This is a genomic window from Selenomonas sp. AE3005, assembly GCF_000686945.1.
Classification (GTDB): domain Bacteria; phylum Bacillota; class Negativicutes; order Selenomonadales; family Selenomonadaceae; genus Selenomonas_A.
Map to the genome: position 1 here is coordinate 84,588 of NZ_JMME01000001.1, position 14,875 is coordinate 99,462.

12 protein-coding genes are annotated in these 14,875 nt (G+C 49.6%); 9 read left to right on the forward strand and 3 right to left on the reverse strand.

Annotation, left to right across the window (positions count from 1 at the left end; genetic code table 11):
• The first annotated feature begins 7 nt into the window (after positions 1-7).
• Positions 8-268, forward strand: coding sequence for a cell division protein ZapA (locus tag DL94_RS0100410; RefSeq protein WP_028128437.1), 261 nt, complete (start codon positions 8-10; stop codon positions 266-268).
• A gap of 105 nt (positions 269-373) precedes the next feature.
• On the forward strand, positions 374-2,095 hold the full coding sequence (locus DL94_RS0100415) for a methyl-accepting chemotaxis protein (RefSeq protein ID WP_028128438.1): 1,722 nt from the start codon (positions 374-376) through the stop codon (positions 2,093-2,095).
• Positions 2,096-2,218: 123 nt separating this feature from the next.
• Here the strand turns inward: DL94_RS0100415 and DL94_RS0100420 are convergent, their stop codons facing one another.
• The gene (locus tag DL94_RS0100420; RefSeq protein WP_028128439.1) at positions 2,219-3,466 is read right to left on the reverse strand and encodes an IS256 family transposase; all 1,248 of its coding nucleotides are present in this window, start codon (positions 3,464-3,466) and stop codon (positions 2,219-2,221) included.
• Between the two features lie 130 nt (positions 3,467-3,596).
• On the reverse strand, positions 3,597-5,645 hold the full coding sequence (locus DL94_RS0100425) for a methyl-accepting chemotaxis protein (RefSeq protein WP_028128440.1): 2,049 nt from the start codon (positions 5,643-5,645) through the stop codon (positions 3,597-3,599).
• Between the two features lie 422 nt (positions 5,646-6,067).
• Between DL94_RS0100425 and ilvN the strand changes: the two genes are divergently transcribed.
• From ilvN to DL94_RS15080, 7 genes are all read left to right on the forward strand, one after another.
• The gene (gene ilvN, locus DL94_RS0100430; RefSeq protein WP_026760565.1) at positions 6,068-6,598 is read left to right on the forward strand and encodes an acetolactate synthase small subunit; all 531 of its coding nucleotides are present in this window, start codon (positions 6,068-6,070) and stop codon (positions 6,596-6,598) included.
• Positions 6,579-7,595, forward strand: a complete 1,017-nt coding sequence (gene ilvC / locus DL94_RS0100435; protein WP_026760566.1) for a ketol-acid reductoisomerase — start codon at positions 6,579-6,581, stop codon at positions 7,593-7,595. Before ilvN ends, ilvC begins: the two co-directional genes overlap by 20 nt.
• Before the next feature lie 128 nt (positions 7,596-7,723).
• Positions 7,724-8,986, forward strand: coding sequence for a 3-isopropylmalate dehydratase large subunit (leuC, locus tag DL94_RS0100440; protein ID WP_028128441.1), 1,263 nt, complete (start codon positions 7,724-7,726; stop codon positions 8,984-8,986).
• A gap of 1 nt (position 8,987) precedes the next feature.
• Positions 8,988-9,476, forward strand: coding sequence for a 3-isopropylmalate dehydratase small subunit (locus DL94_RS0100445; RefSeq protein ID WP_028128442.1), 489 nt, complete (start codon positions 8,988-8,990; stop codon positions 9,474-9,476).
• A gap of 10 nt (positions 9,477-9,486) precedes the next feature.
• Positions 9,487-10,554: a 3-isopropylmalate dehydrogenase gene (gene leuB, locus DL94_RS0100450; RefSeq protein ID WP_028128443.1), complete on the forward strand. Its 1,068-nt coding sequence runs from the start codon at positions 9,487-9,489 to the stop codon at positions 10,552-10,554.
• A gap of 3 nt (positions 10,555-10,557) precedes the next feature.
• On the forward strand, positions 10,558-12,222 hold the full coding sequence (gene ilvB, locus DL94_RS0100455) for a biosynthetic-type acetolactate synthase large subunit (protein ID WP_028128444.1): 1,665 nt from the start codon (positions 10,558-10,560) through the stop codon (positions 12,220-12,222).
• 140 nt (positions 12,223-12,362) lie between these two features.
• On the forward strand, positions 12,363-13,652 hold the full coding sequence (locus DL94_RS15080; protein ID WP_051586223.1) for a sensor domain-containing diguanylate cyclase: 1,290 nt from the start codon (positions 12,363-12,365) through the stop codon (positions 13,650-13,652).
• Positions 13,653-13,723: 71 nt separating this feature from the next.
• On the opposite strand, the gene DL94_RS0100465 is transcribed toward DL94_RS15080, so the two are convergent.
• Positions 13,724-14,863, reverse strand: coding sequence for an acyltransferase (locus tag DL94_RS0100465; protein WP_028128445.1), 1,140 nt, complete (start codon positions 14,861-14,863; stop codon positions 13,724-13,726).
• Positions 14,864-14,875 lie beyond the last annotated feature (12 nt).

The following is a 14,875-nucleotide window of genomic DNA, read 5'->3' on the forward strand; positions in this document are numbered from 1 at the left end:
AGGAAAAATGGCAGATAAGAATGTGCAGTCCGCAGAGCGGGTGGTAGTGGAAATCTATGGCAACAGTTATCCTCTTAAAACCGATGACCCACGACATATCAAAATGATTGCCGCTGCCGTAGATAAAAAGATGAAAATCATGTCTCGTGCCGTGCGTAGCTTTGATGACCGCAAAATTGCAGTATTGACAGCTTTGCAAATCGCCGAGGAGTACTATCAGTTGAAAAAAGACTACGATGAACTCGTGGATCTTTTGGACGAAAAATAATTAAATAATAACGACATATAGCAGGAGAAATACGGTCTCTCACGAATATAATCCATAAAGCGTAATAACTTTATGGATTATATTTTTTTAAAGGAGAGAGGAGACATGGGATTTGTAAAAAACTTGCGAGTGGCCTACAAATTGCTGATTCTGTCAGTCGTCGCCGTAATTGGTATGCTGATAATCGGCTATTCTGGCTATTCGGCCATTAAGAAGGCTCAGGTAGACATGGAGGTTATGTACAGCCAGTCAGTAAAATCCTTGGGATATCTGAGTGACATGCGGTACGGTACGCGTTATTCGCAGGCCATGATGATTATCATGACCACGGTACAGGATGACCCCAATCGTATGCAGAATCTGGAGAAAAAATTCCAGGACGGCGTTAAATTCGTCGAAGATGGTATCAGCCAGTATGAAAAGACACCGGGCAAAACGCCGGAGATGAAACAGGAACTTGACACTTATAAAGCTGGCTGGGAAAAGGCGAAAAAGAATTTTACAGATATCGTAGCGATGTGTAAAAAAGGCGATACCGAGGCTGGCAGAGCTTTGTATAACAAAGAAGGTTCCAAACTTCTGGATGCTATCGGCCCGCATATCAATAAACTGGCAGAACTGGAAAATACCCGCGCTGAGGCGCTCAATGCCGAAAATGACGCTGATACGGAAGCTACCGTCCGTAATATGATTATTCAGCTGCTGGTAGGCTTGATTATCATGGTAGGCGTAGCTTTGTGGATTACCAAGGAAGTAACGGACCCCGTACAGGCTATGATGCGTTCCCTGGAACGGCTGCGCAGTGGTGATTTCAGTGAACATCCGCGAACCATTGTTCGTGGCGACGAATTCGGTGAAATGGCCGATAAGGTTTATGCCGTACGGACGACACTCAATGCTCTTATGAAGACCACCAGTACGACCGCAGAACAGCTGGCAGCGTCGTCTGAGGAGCTGACCGCCAGCTCGCATCAGTCGGCACAGGCATCTGAGCAGGTAGCCCAGTCCGTAACCAATGCTGCGGGTGCTGTAGCTGAGCAGCAGCAGGATGTAGCAGATGCGATGGATTCCATCGAAAATGCTGTGACCTCGATTGAGAAACTGAGCCGGACGGCAGATATGGTTTCTGAACATGCCAGGACCAGCAACACGGCAGCAGTGGAAGGTAATGAGGCTGTCCAGCTGGCTGTAAATCAGATTAACAGCGTAGCCCAGATAGTAAACAGCTCCGCAGAAACCGTTGACAAGCTGGGGCAGAGCTCCCAGGAAATCGGTCAGATTGTGGAAACTATTTCGTCCATTGCCGAGCAGACCAATCTGCTGGCCTTGAACGCCGCTATCGAGGCTGCCAGAGCCGGTGAACATGGCCGTGGCTTTGCCGTAGTAGCTGACGAGGTAAGAAAACTGGCAGAGGCCTCACAGGATGCCGCCCAGCAGATTACCGGCCTTATCAGTGGTATTCAGTCGGAAACGGCAGATGCGGTGGCCTCCATGCAGAAAGGCAGTGCTGCCGTAAAAGAGGGTACCGCCTCGGTAGAACAGCTTAGGGATACCTTTAAGAGCATTTACGATGCCGCTACGGGCGTAGCTCATCAGGCAGAGGTAATGACAACGGAACTCCGTGCTGTTGAGCAGGATACCCAGAATATCAAGACCAAGTCCGGCGGCATTATGCAAAAGGGCGGCTTGGTGGCTACAGAAATGGAAAGCGTTTCGGCAGCGTCCGAAGAGCAGTCCGCATCGGCCTCGGAAATTGCTGATGCCAGCACGGCTTTGGCAGAACTGGCCCAGAGTCTGCAAAACTCCCTGCAGAAATTCAAATTCTAAAAGACATAAAACAATCCCCCCGGCAGCTGCCGGGGGGATTTAGAGTTTGTCAAGATAAGTGTGTAAGTTTTTTTGCCATAAGAAAAGCGGTCCGAAAGGGCCGCCTTTTCTATGGGAAAAAGCTTAAAATTGCTCGTACTTTAGCATTCTTGCCTGAATTTTTTCATCAATAGCTAATTGGTTCCGTACCATAGACCACCGCATAATGGGATGCCCCTGCCATTTTTTGTACAGCTCCAGAATTCGCAGATAAAGAATCTTGCGAACAGCATTTTCATGAGGGAAAGCCCCTTTTCTCGTTACCTTGCGAAAGCTGGAATTAACGCTCTCTATGGCGTTGGTAGTATACATCACACGACGTACGGCACTGCCATAATTGAAAAGCTGTTCCACATGTATCCAGTTTCTCTCCCATACGGCCACTGCTCCAGGATAATGTTTCCAAGTTTCCTTAAAACGGTCAAATTCGGCTATAGCCGTTTTGAGATTAACAGCACCATAAATCTTCTTAAGCTGGGCTGTAAATCCTTTGTAATCCTTGGATGGGATATACTTAATAGAATTGCGGATAAGGTGCACAATGCAGCGTTGTACCACCACCTGTGGAAAAATTGCTTTTGCCCCTTCTTCCAGCCCGGAAACACCGTCCATGCTGATGAAAGCCACGTCTTCAACACCGCGTGTCTTAATTTCGTCAAAAATCTGCATCCAGTTATGCTTGCCTTCGGTGTCGCTAATCCATAAGCCTAGGATATCCTTGATACCATCCAAATCATAGCCGAGAATTACATAGATGGCACAGTTTTTCGTCTCGTACTCCTGCCGTATAGGGACGTAAAGACAGTCTACAAATATAAAGGGATAAAAGGGCTTGAGGGGCCGATTCTGCCAGACTTCAGCTTCCTCCAGCACACGGTCGGTGATGTTTGAGATACTTTCCGCTGACAGGCTGAAGCCATAAATGTCTTCAATGGTCGAGGATATATCACGCTGGCTCATACCACGTCCATACATGGACAAGACTTTATCCTCAATACCCGTAATATCCTTTGACCGTTTAGGAATAGCCTGCGGCTCAAAGGAACCATCCCTGTCGCGAGGAACGCTGACGGGAATTTCACCAAAACTGCTTCGAACGGTCTTGTCGATATAGCCATTGCGGCGATTGTCTGTATCCTTGCTGCCGTGGTCGTTAGATGTATAGCCCAGGTGGTTGTCCATTTCTCCCTGCAACATAGCTTCCAGCATGGGGCCAAATACATCTTTTATAGCATCCTGCATTTCCTCCTTATTCTGGGGGTGATATTGCTCCATGATAAGTTTGGCGATAGCCTGTCCTTTTTCATTGCCTCTGTTTTTTCGTCTTGCCATAAGTGCTGTACTCCGTTTCTGTCATTATGATGATACTGTACCGCACTTTCGAATAAAAAGAAAGTGCGTAAGTTTGTTACCGGTAACTTACACACTTAATTTTACACTCTCGGGATTTAATTTGTTTGTTTTAAATACCCATCTCGATGTTGTGAATGATGGTGGTAAGTTTTTCCATTTCCTCACTGGTACGTTCGTTGATGGTTTCCAGAGCTTTGATGGACTGCGTCGATTTCTGAATGTGGGCAAAGCCTTCGTTCAGGTTCTTATGCAGTTCCTTCATCTGTCTGGCGAAGTTTTCATCGAAGTCATTGATTTGCTGCTCGAAGTCCTTGTTGTCAACCAGAATCTTTTCGATTTCGCTGACATCGTGGAGGAGGGCGCTGATGGCCTCATCAGATACATGCAGGTTGGTCTGCGTATTTTCGGAGAGCTTGCGGACTTCCTGCGCAACTACGGAGAACCCACGGCCAGCCTCACCTGCGCGGGCAGCCTCGATAGCGGCATTGAGAGCCAGCAGGTTTATCTGCGCGGCAATTTCGTTAATCATCTTCATGACGTCATCGATTTTCTGGGTGCTCTGGGAGAGCATATCCAGTTTCGGGGTGATTTCCCGGTTGCGGTCGGTCAGTTGATTGAACAGGCCATTCTGTTCATCAATACCGCCGGACAGTTTTTGAATAGCTGCTTGAATCTGGTCAACGTCATTGGACATACGCATGATGGTTTTGACGATATCAGGCATTTTGGCCTGATAGTCCTGGAACATCTTGATAAGGTTGTCCTTAAGGGCTTCCGTATGTTTCTGCCTGTCGATAATGCGGTTGTAGAAGAACGCGCTGCAGTTGGCGTAGATACGGGGGAAGTTGTCAATGTAAGCATCGGCAAAAGTTGTTCCTTCCGGAACGTGATAGAAGAAGATAGCCGTGATGGTTTCATTGACATGCAGGCCGGCGATTTCACCGAAACTGGAGAAACCGGCTACGGGAATATCCCTGAACTGGTCGATATGTTTGATTTCATCAGGATACCCCAGACGGCGCAGAATACAGTCGTTAAGTATACCGCCGATGGGCTGCGGCTTATTGGCTGCATAAGTCTTAAGGTCACGGCTCAGCGTCTGGGACAGGGAAATACGTTTTAACAGGTATAGTTTTTCGCCGGTAACCACATCGCAGAAGAAGTTAATCCGGTAATTTTCTTCATCATAGCCGGATGGCGTACGGATGAAATCTTCACCGTTGATATCCGTAGCGAAGGTGTAACCCTGCATTTTGGCCTGTACTTCCGCAACGGTCTGTACGTGGAAATAATCTTTCAGGGCATCTAAGAAGGGAACTTCCGTGCCGCCGGATTCGACGCTTTCTACATAGCGCAGGGCGCTATTGGCAGTACCGACAGTAAAGTCAGTGCCGGTGCGCTCTACAGCCTGTGATTTAAAGATGCCGTAGCGGTATTCCTTCTTCAGGCGGAAGATGGAAATGACGGCGTGGTTTTCGAGACACTGACCATCGTCATAAATATAGGTGTGTGCGAAGTCCAGATTACCGGCAGAGCTGCCGCCGATAAACGGAATCGGGAATTTGTTGGAAGAGAATAGCGCCTGCGAAACGAAGGTTTCACAGCTGGATACGCCGTCGATGTAGACCATAGCGAAGGTGTGGCCAACGCTGAGGCGGAAGGGCGGCCGATGTTTTTCGATTTCCCTTTGGATGGCCTCTACACGGTCATTGACAGACATTTCCACGGTACCGCTGCGCAAATCGGCATCCGGCAGGGGAATATGCATGGTGTAAATATCGTCAATCATGCGTTTGGAGAATGACTGCAGGAGGATTTTGCCACGGTGTTCGCCAGCCTCGCAATAGAGGGTAGAACTGCCCGGAGCGCGGCACAACTCACCGGAGGTGGTCATCAGGGTTAATTTGGTGCTGCTGGGAATTTCCTGCTTAATCAGGCGGGCAATTTCCGGTACGTCCAAATCCGGCGATAAAAAGCCGATGACAAAAGCACAGCCTTCCGCTACGTCCACCAATTCTTTGAGGCGCAGTGCGGTAAGCTCGCTTTTGCTGAAGTAGCCCGTCTTGATGTCGGGGAGATTCACCGCAGCCGGGGTAACAGGGGGCGGCGTCTGGGGCGCAGCCTCGGCCTTACGGCCGCCATCAAAAATACTAAACATAATCTCAACACCTCTCAAGTTTTTTCAGTATCCCTAGTTTATCCTATTTTTATAACGCAGTTTCTCAACTGTTGTTTATATTCTCGCTTGCCGGCCTAATTCCTGCTGTAAAACAAAGATTTAAGTCTATAAATAGGAAAATTTATAATTATTTTAAAATAGTAACAAGAAAAACTTTTAGACCGCAGAGGGAGAACAAAAGTATCAATGACATACGCGCGTTGGGGGCTGGTGTTCTTTTTAGGCGGAATAATATTTATAAAATACGAGATTTTACCTGCAAAAGTTACATAATCATGTTGACAAAAAAGTTAATTCGCGCAATAATGTATACATATTTACAACATTACATATTGAATTGCGGTACATAAACGTGTTATTATGTTTGTGTATGATGTACGATTCCAGAGGGGGATTGCAGGATGAAACATGTCTTGTCTGTGTTTGTGGAAAATCAGACTGGTGTGCTGGTCCGGGTTGTAAGTATGTTTTCCAGACGCGAATTCAATATCGACAGTCTCGCTGTAGGCGTGACGGAGAAAGAGGGGTATTCGCGCATTACGGTAGTGATTCACGGCGATGAAGATCTCATTGAACAGATCATCAAGCAGCTGGAGAAAATGCCCGTGGTGCAGGCCGTACAGCGGCTGGATGAGAAAAACGCAGTCTGCCGGGGGATGACGTTGATTAAGGTCAAGGCAAATGACACGAATCGTCTGGATGTTCTGAAGATGGCGGAACTTTTCCGTGCCCATGTTGTGGATGTGGACAGTTCCATGGTTATCTTCGAGCTGACAGGCAGTGATGACAAGGTGACGGCTTTCTTGAATCTCATTAAGCCGTACGGTATCGCTGAGGTCATTCGCACCGGTCTTATCGCGCTGGAACGCGGTGAACATACAATTTATGAACATTGTGAGGAGAGAGAGTACTATGGCAAAAACTTATTATGATCAGGATGCGAATTGGGAAGTTCTGAATGGAAAAAAAGTTGCAATCATTGGCTATGGCAGCCAGGGGCATGCACATGCCCTGAACCTCAAGGAAAGCGGCGTGGATGTCGTAGTTGGCCTTTATGAAGGTTCCAAGTCCAAGAAGGTTGCCGAAGAACATGGTCTGACTGTTAAGAATGTAGCTGATGCAGTTAAAGAAGCAGATATTACCATGATCCTGATTCCAGATGAGAAGCAGTCCGATGTCTACAAGAATGAGATTGCTCCGAATCTGAAAGATGGCAGTGCTCTTGCTTTCGCTCATGGCTTTAACATTCATTATCAGCAGATTGTTCCGCCCGCTAATGTGGACGTGTTCATGGTGGCTCCGAAAGGCCCCGGTCATCTCGTTCGCCGTACGTATACGGAAGGTTCCGGTGTTCCGGCTGTGTTCGCTGTTCATCAGGATGCTTCCGGCAAGTGTTTTGATATCGCGCTGGCTTATGCCAAAGGTCTTGGCGCTACGCGTTCCGGTGTTCTGCAGACGACCTTCCGCGATGAAACGGAAGAAGACCTCTTCGGTGAGCAGGCTGTTCTCTGCGGCGGCGTTTGCCAGCTGATGCAGACGGGCTTTGAAGTTCTCGTTGAAGCAGGTTATCCGCCCGAAATGGCATATTTTGAATGTTTCCATGAAATGAAGCTCATCGTTGACCTCTGCTATGAAGGCGGTTTCACGAAGATGCGCAAGTCCATCTCCGATACGGCTGAATACGGTGACTACATGGTAGGCCCGCGCATCATCACGGAAGAGACCAAGAAGGAAATGAAGAAAGTCCTGAAAGAAATTCAGGATGGTACCTTCGCCCGCAACTGGCTGCTCGAAAACCGTGCTGCCGGCCGTGCTAACTTCATGGCTCAGCGCCGTCTCCATTCGGAACATCAGATTGAAAAGGTCGGCAAGGAGCTCCGCAATATGATGCCCTGGCTCAGAGATGCAGCTGACCTGTCCAAAGACTAAGTTGTAACCTTCTGCAAAAGCAGGAATATGTCCATTTAAGTCGAATGTTTTAATTAAACAGTTGTGAGAAGCCTTCCCCTTCCACCTAACGGGAAGGCTTTTCTTGTAGATAACGGGAGAGTGAGAGCATGGGTATGACGATGAGCGAGAAGATTCTCGCCAAACATGCCGGGCTGGAACGCGTGGAAGCGGGCCAGCTGGTGACCTGCAAATTGGATATGGTGCTGGCCAACGATATTACGGCACCGCCGTCTATCAAAATTTTTGAAAGCATTGGCCGTCCGGTCTTTGATAAGGAAAAAATTGCTTTGGTTCCTGACCATTTTCAGCCGGCCAAAGATATTAAATCCGCTGAACTTGCCAAAATCGTGCGTGACTTTGCCGTCAAGCACGAGATTGTGCATTATTTTGAGCAGGGCCGTGTCGGTATTGAACATGTTATCCTGCCGGAGCAGGGTATTGTAGCGCCGGGTATGCTGACCATCGGTGCTGATTCCCATACCTGTACCTATGGTGCGGTCAATGGTTTTGCTACGGGCGTAGGTTCTACGGATTTGGGTGCGGCCATGGCCACGGGCGAGGCTTGGTTTAAGGTGCCGCAGGCCATCAAGGTCGAACTGACTGGCACAAAACCTGCCGGTATCAGCGGCAAGGATGTTATCCTGACGCTGATTGGCCAGATTGGCGTTGATGGTGCGCTCTATAAGTCCTTGGAATTTGCAGGTGTTGGTGTGAAGTCGCTGACTATGACGGACCGCCTGACCATTTCCAATATGGCCATCGAGGCTGGCGGCAAGGCAGGTATCTTCCCTTATGATGAAATCACGGCCGCATATGTCAAAGATCGGGTGAAAAAGCCTTTTGAGCCGGTGGCAGCCGATGATGACGCTGTTTACTGCCAGGTTGTGAAAATTGACTTGTCAACCTTGAAACCGGTAGTGGCATTCCCTCATCTGCCGGGCAATACCAAACGGGTAGAGGATATAGAAGAACCCATTGCCATTCAGCAGGTAATTATCGGTTCCTGCACCAATGGCCGTCTGGAGGATTTGCAGATTGCCGCGGAAGTATTCAAGGGACATAAGGTGGCTGACGGTGTACGCTGCATTGTCATTCCCGGCAGCCCGGCCGTATATAAGGAGGCCATGAAACGCGGTTATATTGATATTTTCCTTGATGCGGACTGTGCAGTGTCCACGCCGACCTGCGGCCCGTGCCTGGGCGGTTATATGGGCATTATGGCGGCCGGTGAGAAATGCGTTTCGACCACCAACCGCAATTTCCGCGGCCGTATGGGACACGTGGATAGTGAAGTTTACTTAGCTGGCCCTCATGTGGCGGCGGCAAGTGCAATTTTAGGCAGAATTGCCACGGCAGAGGAGGTACAGTAATATGAAACTGGAAGGAAAAGTTTGGCGTTATGGCGATAATATCGATACGGATGTAATTATTCCGGCCAGATATTTAAATACGTTTGACCCGAAGGAACTGGCCAGCCATTGTATGGTGGATATCGATGAAAGTTTTGCGCAGAACGTGCAGGAGGGCGATATCATGGTGGGCGGCCGCAATTTTGGCTGTGGTTCTTCCCGTGAACATGCGCCGGTAGCCATTAAGGCCAGCGGCATTCCCGTGGTCATTGCCGCAAGCTTTGCGCGGATATTCTACCGCAATGGTATTAACATTGGCCTGCCCCTGCTGGAAATCGGTGATGACGTGGAAAAAATCAACGCCGATGATAAACTCCGCGTTGATGTGTCCACAGGTGTTATCGAGGACCTGACCACCGGTGATGTGTTCCACGCACATCCGCTGCCGGGCTTTGTGCAGGAAATTGCAGCCTCCGGCGGTCTTATTGAATACATCAAGAAGAATAAGTGAGGAAAATCCTATGGCATATAAAATTACAGTTATTCCCGGTGATGGTATTGGCAAGGAAATCACGGATTCTGCGGTAGAAGTGTTACAGGCAGCTGACAAGAAATTCGGCTTAGGGTTAAATTTTGCGTATCATGACGCCGGCGGCACGGCTTATGACAAGTTCGGTACACCCCTGCCACAGGAAACAATTGCTGCCTGCAAGGCTGCGGATGGTGTGCTGTTCGGAGCTGTGGGTGGCGATAAATGGGATAAGGTAGACCCGGCCAAGCGTCCGGAAAAAGCCATTTTGGGCCTGCGCAAGGAACTCGGGCTTTATGCCAACCTGCGCCCGGTTAAAGTTGCAGACGCTTTGGTGGAATATTCTCCGCTCAAACCGGAACTGGTAAGGGGCGTGGACCTCGTCATTGTCCGCGAGCTTATCGGCGGCATTTACTTTGGGGAAAAATGCGAGTCTGAGCAGCATAATGGCGTGGAACGGGCCTGGGATTTGGAAAACTATTCCGTACCCGAAGTGGAACGCATTGCCAAACTCGCTTTTGACACGGCCAAACTGCGCCGCGGCAAGGTGACGTCTGTTGACAAGTCAAATGTGCTGGCTACGTCCCGTCTCTGGCGCAGAACGGTCGAAAAAGTAGCCAAGGATTATCCGGAAGTGGAGTATGGCAATCTCTATGTGGATAACTGTGCCATGCAGATTGCCGTAAAGCCTACGCAGTTTGATGTTATCGTGACGGGCAACCTCTTTGGTGATATTCTCTCTGATGAGGCGGCTGTGGTGGGCGGTTCCATCGGTATGCTGCCGTCGGCGTCCATTGGCACGAGTACGAGCCTGTACGAGCCGATTCACGGCAGTGCACCGGATATTGCCGGCAAGGGTATTGCCAACCCGATTGGTACGATTTTGTCCGCGGCTATGCTGCTGAGATATTCCCTGCATGAGGAGGCGGCAGCTGATGCCATTGAGGCGGCTGTGGACAAGGCTTTGGCTGAAGGTTACCGCACGCCGGATTTGTGGAAGGACGGCTTTACCAAGGTCAATACCAGTGAAATGACCAAAATAATCAGCGAGAGGGTGTAATATATGAATGGAGCACAGGCAGTCGTTGCATGTTTAAAAGAACAGGGCGTCGATACGGTGTTTGGCTATCCCGGGGGGATGATACTGCCCTTGTATGACGCTTTATATGATAGCAAGGAGATACAGCAGGTTCTGGTAACCCACGAGCAGAATGCCGCCCACGCAGCTGATGGCTATGCCCGTGCTTCAGGCAAGGTGGGCGTTTGTATTGCAACGTCCGGGCCGGGGGCCACTAATCTGGTGACGGGCATTGCCACGGCCTTTATGGATTCAATTCCCGTGGTAGCCATTACCGGACAGGTGGATACTTCCCTGTTGGGCAGGGACGCTTTTCAGGAAACAGATATTCTTGATGTGACCATGCCCATTACCAAACATAACTACAAGGTTAAGGACGCCAAGCTGCTGGTCAGTACCATCAGGGAGGCTTTTGCCCTGGCAAAAAAAGGCCGTCCCGGTCCGGTACTCGTCGATGTTCCCCGGGATTTGTTCTTTGAGGAAGTGCCTTTTGCCGCAGCGGCGGAGAACACGAGGACAGCCGGCAAGCCGGACGCTGATTTCCTCATTTGTGCCGCAGAGGCAGCGCAGGAAATCGTCAAGGCCCAGCGCCCCGTGGTTATCGTAGGCGGCGGTGTCATTTCTGCAGGTGCAACGGCTGAGGTAGAGGCGTTTGTGGAAAAGTATAATCTGCCAGTGGCCCATACGTTAATGGGGCTGGGGGCTATTTCCCGTGAACATCCGCAGTCCCTTGGCTTTGCCGGCATGCATGGCGAAAAAGCCGCCAATCATGCCATTGCAGCTGCTGACCTGATAATTGCCATTGGCAGCCGTTTTGGTGACCGTCAGACCGGCAATGTCAAAAAGTACACCCAGGATACAAAGTTTATTCATATTGATATTGACCCGGCAGAGATTGACAAGAACATCGGCAACAGTCTGGGACTGGCTGGCGATATGAAGGTTATCTTAAACCTGCTGATGAAACAGGACGCCACGGGCAATCTGGACGAGTGGTGGCAGCAGATTCAGGGCTGGCAGGAAACTTACGACTACGACTATCATGTCAACCGGCTGACTGTGCCCTGGGCTTTGCACCAGGTGGCGCAAAATACCAAGGGTAAGCCCTATGCTTTTGCCACGGACGTTGGCCAGCACCAGATGTGGGCTGCCCTGCACCTGCGTATCGAAGAACCGCGCACCTGGCTGACCTCGGGCGGCCTCGGTACGATGGGCTTTGGCCTGCCGGCAGCCATGGGGGCGCAGATGTACTACGGCGGCAGCCGCCGGGTTATCCATGTGGCCGGTGATGGCGGCATAAAGATGACAGGCAATGAGTTTTATACCATTGCCCGCCTGCAGCTGCCGATTATTTCCCTGATTGTCAACAACACGAGTCTGGGCATGATTCGTCAGCTGCAAAAGGTCATGTACAAGGAACGTTACATTGCCTGTGAATTTGACTATCAGATGGATTACGCCGCCTATGCCGGCAGTTTTGGCATTAAGGCCGAAACGGTTTCCACGCAGGAGGAATTTGCCGAGGCCCTGAACCGGGCCCTGGCGGATACTGACCATCCCCGGGTGATTGTTCTCAATGTATGGCGCAGTTTTGTTGAGCCCATGATAAAGGGCGGCGCCCGGATTGATGAATTCGTAGAATTTAAATAAGCAAAAATCGCAGCTTGTCAGAGGATGGGCTGCTTTTTTGTTTTGTGCGACTTTGTTAAAGTTAGCAGGAAATATCAGACCTTGTGGAGAATAAAAGAATAAAGATTTTGGGTTGGGGAATGTTTAAGGGGTGCTGAGGGATGTATATCTGCAATCTATTGATATATTTAATCGGCTTTTGGGAAAAAGACTGGCAGGTGGTGGAGGACATAACTTTGCCTGCCAATGGCCGTATCAAGATAAGAACAGCTGCAAACCTGGCGGAAGTGACTCTGGCACCCAAGGAAAAATGTTCTGCGGTAATCATGCACAGTCATGATGTGGGTGAGCTGGCCTCCATAAATGACAAGGTGGGAGAGAATGCCTGCCTGGTTATCTGCACTGATGAGCCGGATAAACTGACGGCTGCACAGCTTACACGGGCGCATAATGTCTGGCCTGACAGTTTTACGCCTGAGCTATGGCATTTTTATGTGCAGCGGCTGGCTGATGATTTATACCGGCAGCGGGAATTGTGGGATACGGAAAATTGCCTGCAGACCATAGTGGATACCATGCCGGGATTCTTGTGGTTTAAGGATATGGAAGGCCATCATTTGAAAGTCAATCAGGGCTTTTGCGAGATGGTTGGCAAGCAGATGCCTGATATTGTCGGCAAGCAGCATTATGAGATTTGGGGGATTACTCCCGAGCAGTATGCCGAAGGTGAGTATGTATGTCTGGAAACAGACGTGGCTATTGCCAAGCTGCAAAAGCCGACGATGTTTAAAGAGGAGGTTCTGCACTCCAAGCTGGGAGTGCGGAATTTGGAAACCTATAAATGTCCTATCTTTGATGAGGATGGCGATATGATTGGCAATATCGGTGTGGCCTATGATGTTACCGATGAATATGCCAATCGGGAACAGATTTTGCAAATGTCACGCACAGATGGGCTGACCCACCTGGCCAACCGCCGGTATTTTTACCAATATGTGGAGGAGAACCGTAAAAAAGGTGATTTAACCTTGTTTTACATTGACCTTGACCATTTTAAACAGCTTAATGATACGTATGGCCATCAGGCCGGCGATGCGGCGTTAATGATGGTAGGTGAACTGCTCAAAAGAGCTTTTCCTGAACAAATGGTCAGCCGTCTTGGCGGTGATGAGTTCGCAGTGGTTATTTTCTCGGTACCGGAACGGGCGGCTATTCAGCAGCGGCTGGACGCGCTGTGTGATGAGGCGGAAGAATTCTTCCAGATTGATAAGGCTCTGAAAGGGCTGACGATGAGTATTGGCATTGCGTCGACCAAAGACATGAAAGTGTCCCTTGATACATTGCTGAAACGCGGCGATGAGGCTCTTTATTACAGCAAGGCTTATTGCCGCGGCAGCTATACGTTTTATGATGATATACAGGAAGAATTACATTTCGAGGAAAAATATTGATGATATGGAAACAGGCTGCTGCACGGCGGTGGAGTTAACGCCAGCTGTGCAGCAGCCTGTTTTATGCTTATTTATTTTTTCGGATAGACACCGATGGTCAGTTTGTTGAGGAGAGGAACGGCAGTGCCGAGCCGGCGGCAGGCTGTGGCAGCCAGCAGGGAGAGCAGCAGTGCGCCCCAGTAAAAGCCGATAATCAGCGGTGCCGTCATTACCAGCCCCTTATGCTGAATCATCAGCCCGATATAGGTGATGAACAGGGGATGGGCCAGATAGGCAAAATAAGAATGTTTGCCCAGCAGGTGCAGAGCCTGGCTGAGGGCCGGGGGGAACTTTACATAGGTAAAGACCGCAAAGAAGAACAGGGAGGCGGCTATGGTGTACATTATGCCCCACGGACACAGCTGATGGGCGGTGTTGATAGCCTCCATGGGCGTGTAGCCGTCAAAAAAGATTTTTTCGTAGTAGTAGGTCAGCAGACCGCCGAGGGTGAAGAAGAAGAAACACGTCAGTCCCCGGAGGCGGGCCTTCATAAAGGCCATGAACTGCTGGCTGTGTACGGACAGATAGCCGCCCAGCAGGAAGATAAAGAAATAATGCAGCACCCAGTAATTGAGGCGGTACATTAAAAACGGTTTTAACAGGCTGCTATCCGGCAGGCTGTAGACATAGAGGTTAAAGCCGGTGCTGAAACTCGACCAGTAGTCAAAGGCAATCTGCAGGGCCAAAAGGACGGCCAGTTTTGGCATGGTCAGCCGCCGGACGATGGCAATCCACAAGGGCATAAGCAGGTAGAACCAGAGCAGAATCACCATGAAATACAGCTGGTACTTGGCATTGCCAAAAAAGAGAATGGACAACAGGTGCAGCGGATCGGGGAAACCGACGCCGTAGAGCAGGCCGTCGTGCAGAAGATAAAATAATGACCAGGCCAGATAGGGAATGAGTACGGTTTTGAGCCGCCGCTTGGTGAAAGATTTAAAGTCGAAGGGCTCATTGATATTAAGATTATAAAAGAGACCGAAAGCGGAAATGAAAAAGAAGATGGGGACACTGAAACGGGTTACGGTCTCTAAAAGTGCCACCAGGTGAATGTTGGCTGCCGGGTTCATGATGTACTGGGAACCGATGTGAATGCCGATAACTCCCATCATGGATATGCCACGGATATACTCGATGGCTGCCAGGCGTGGCTTGCGCGTAGTAGATTGCATGAAGAGAAAAAC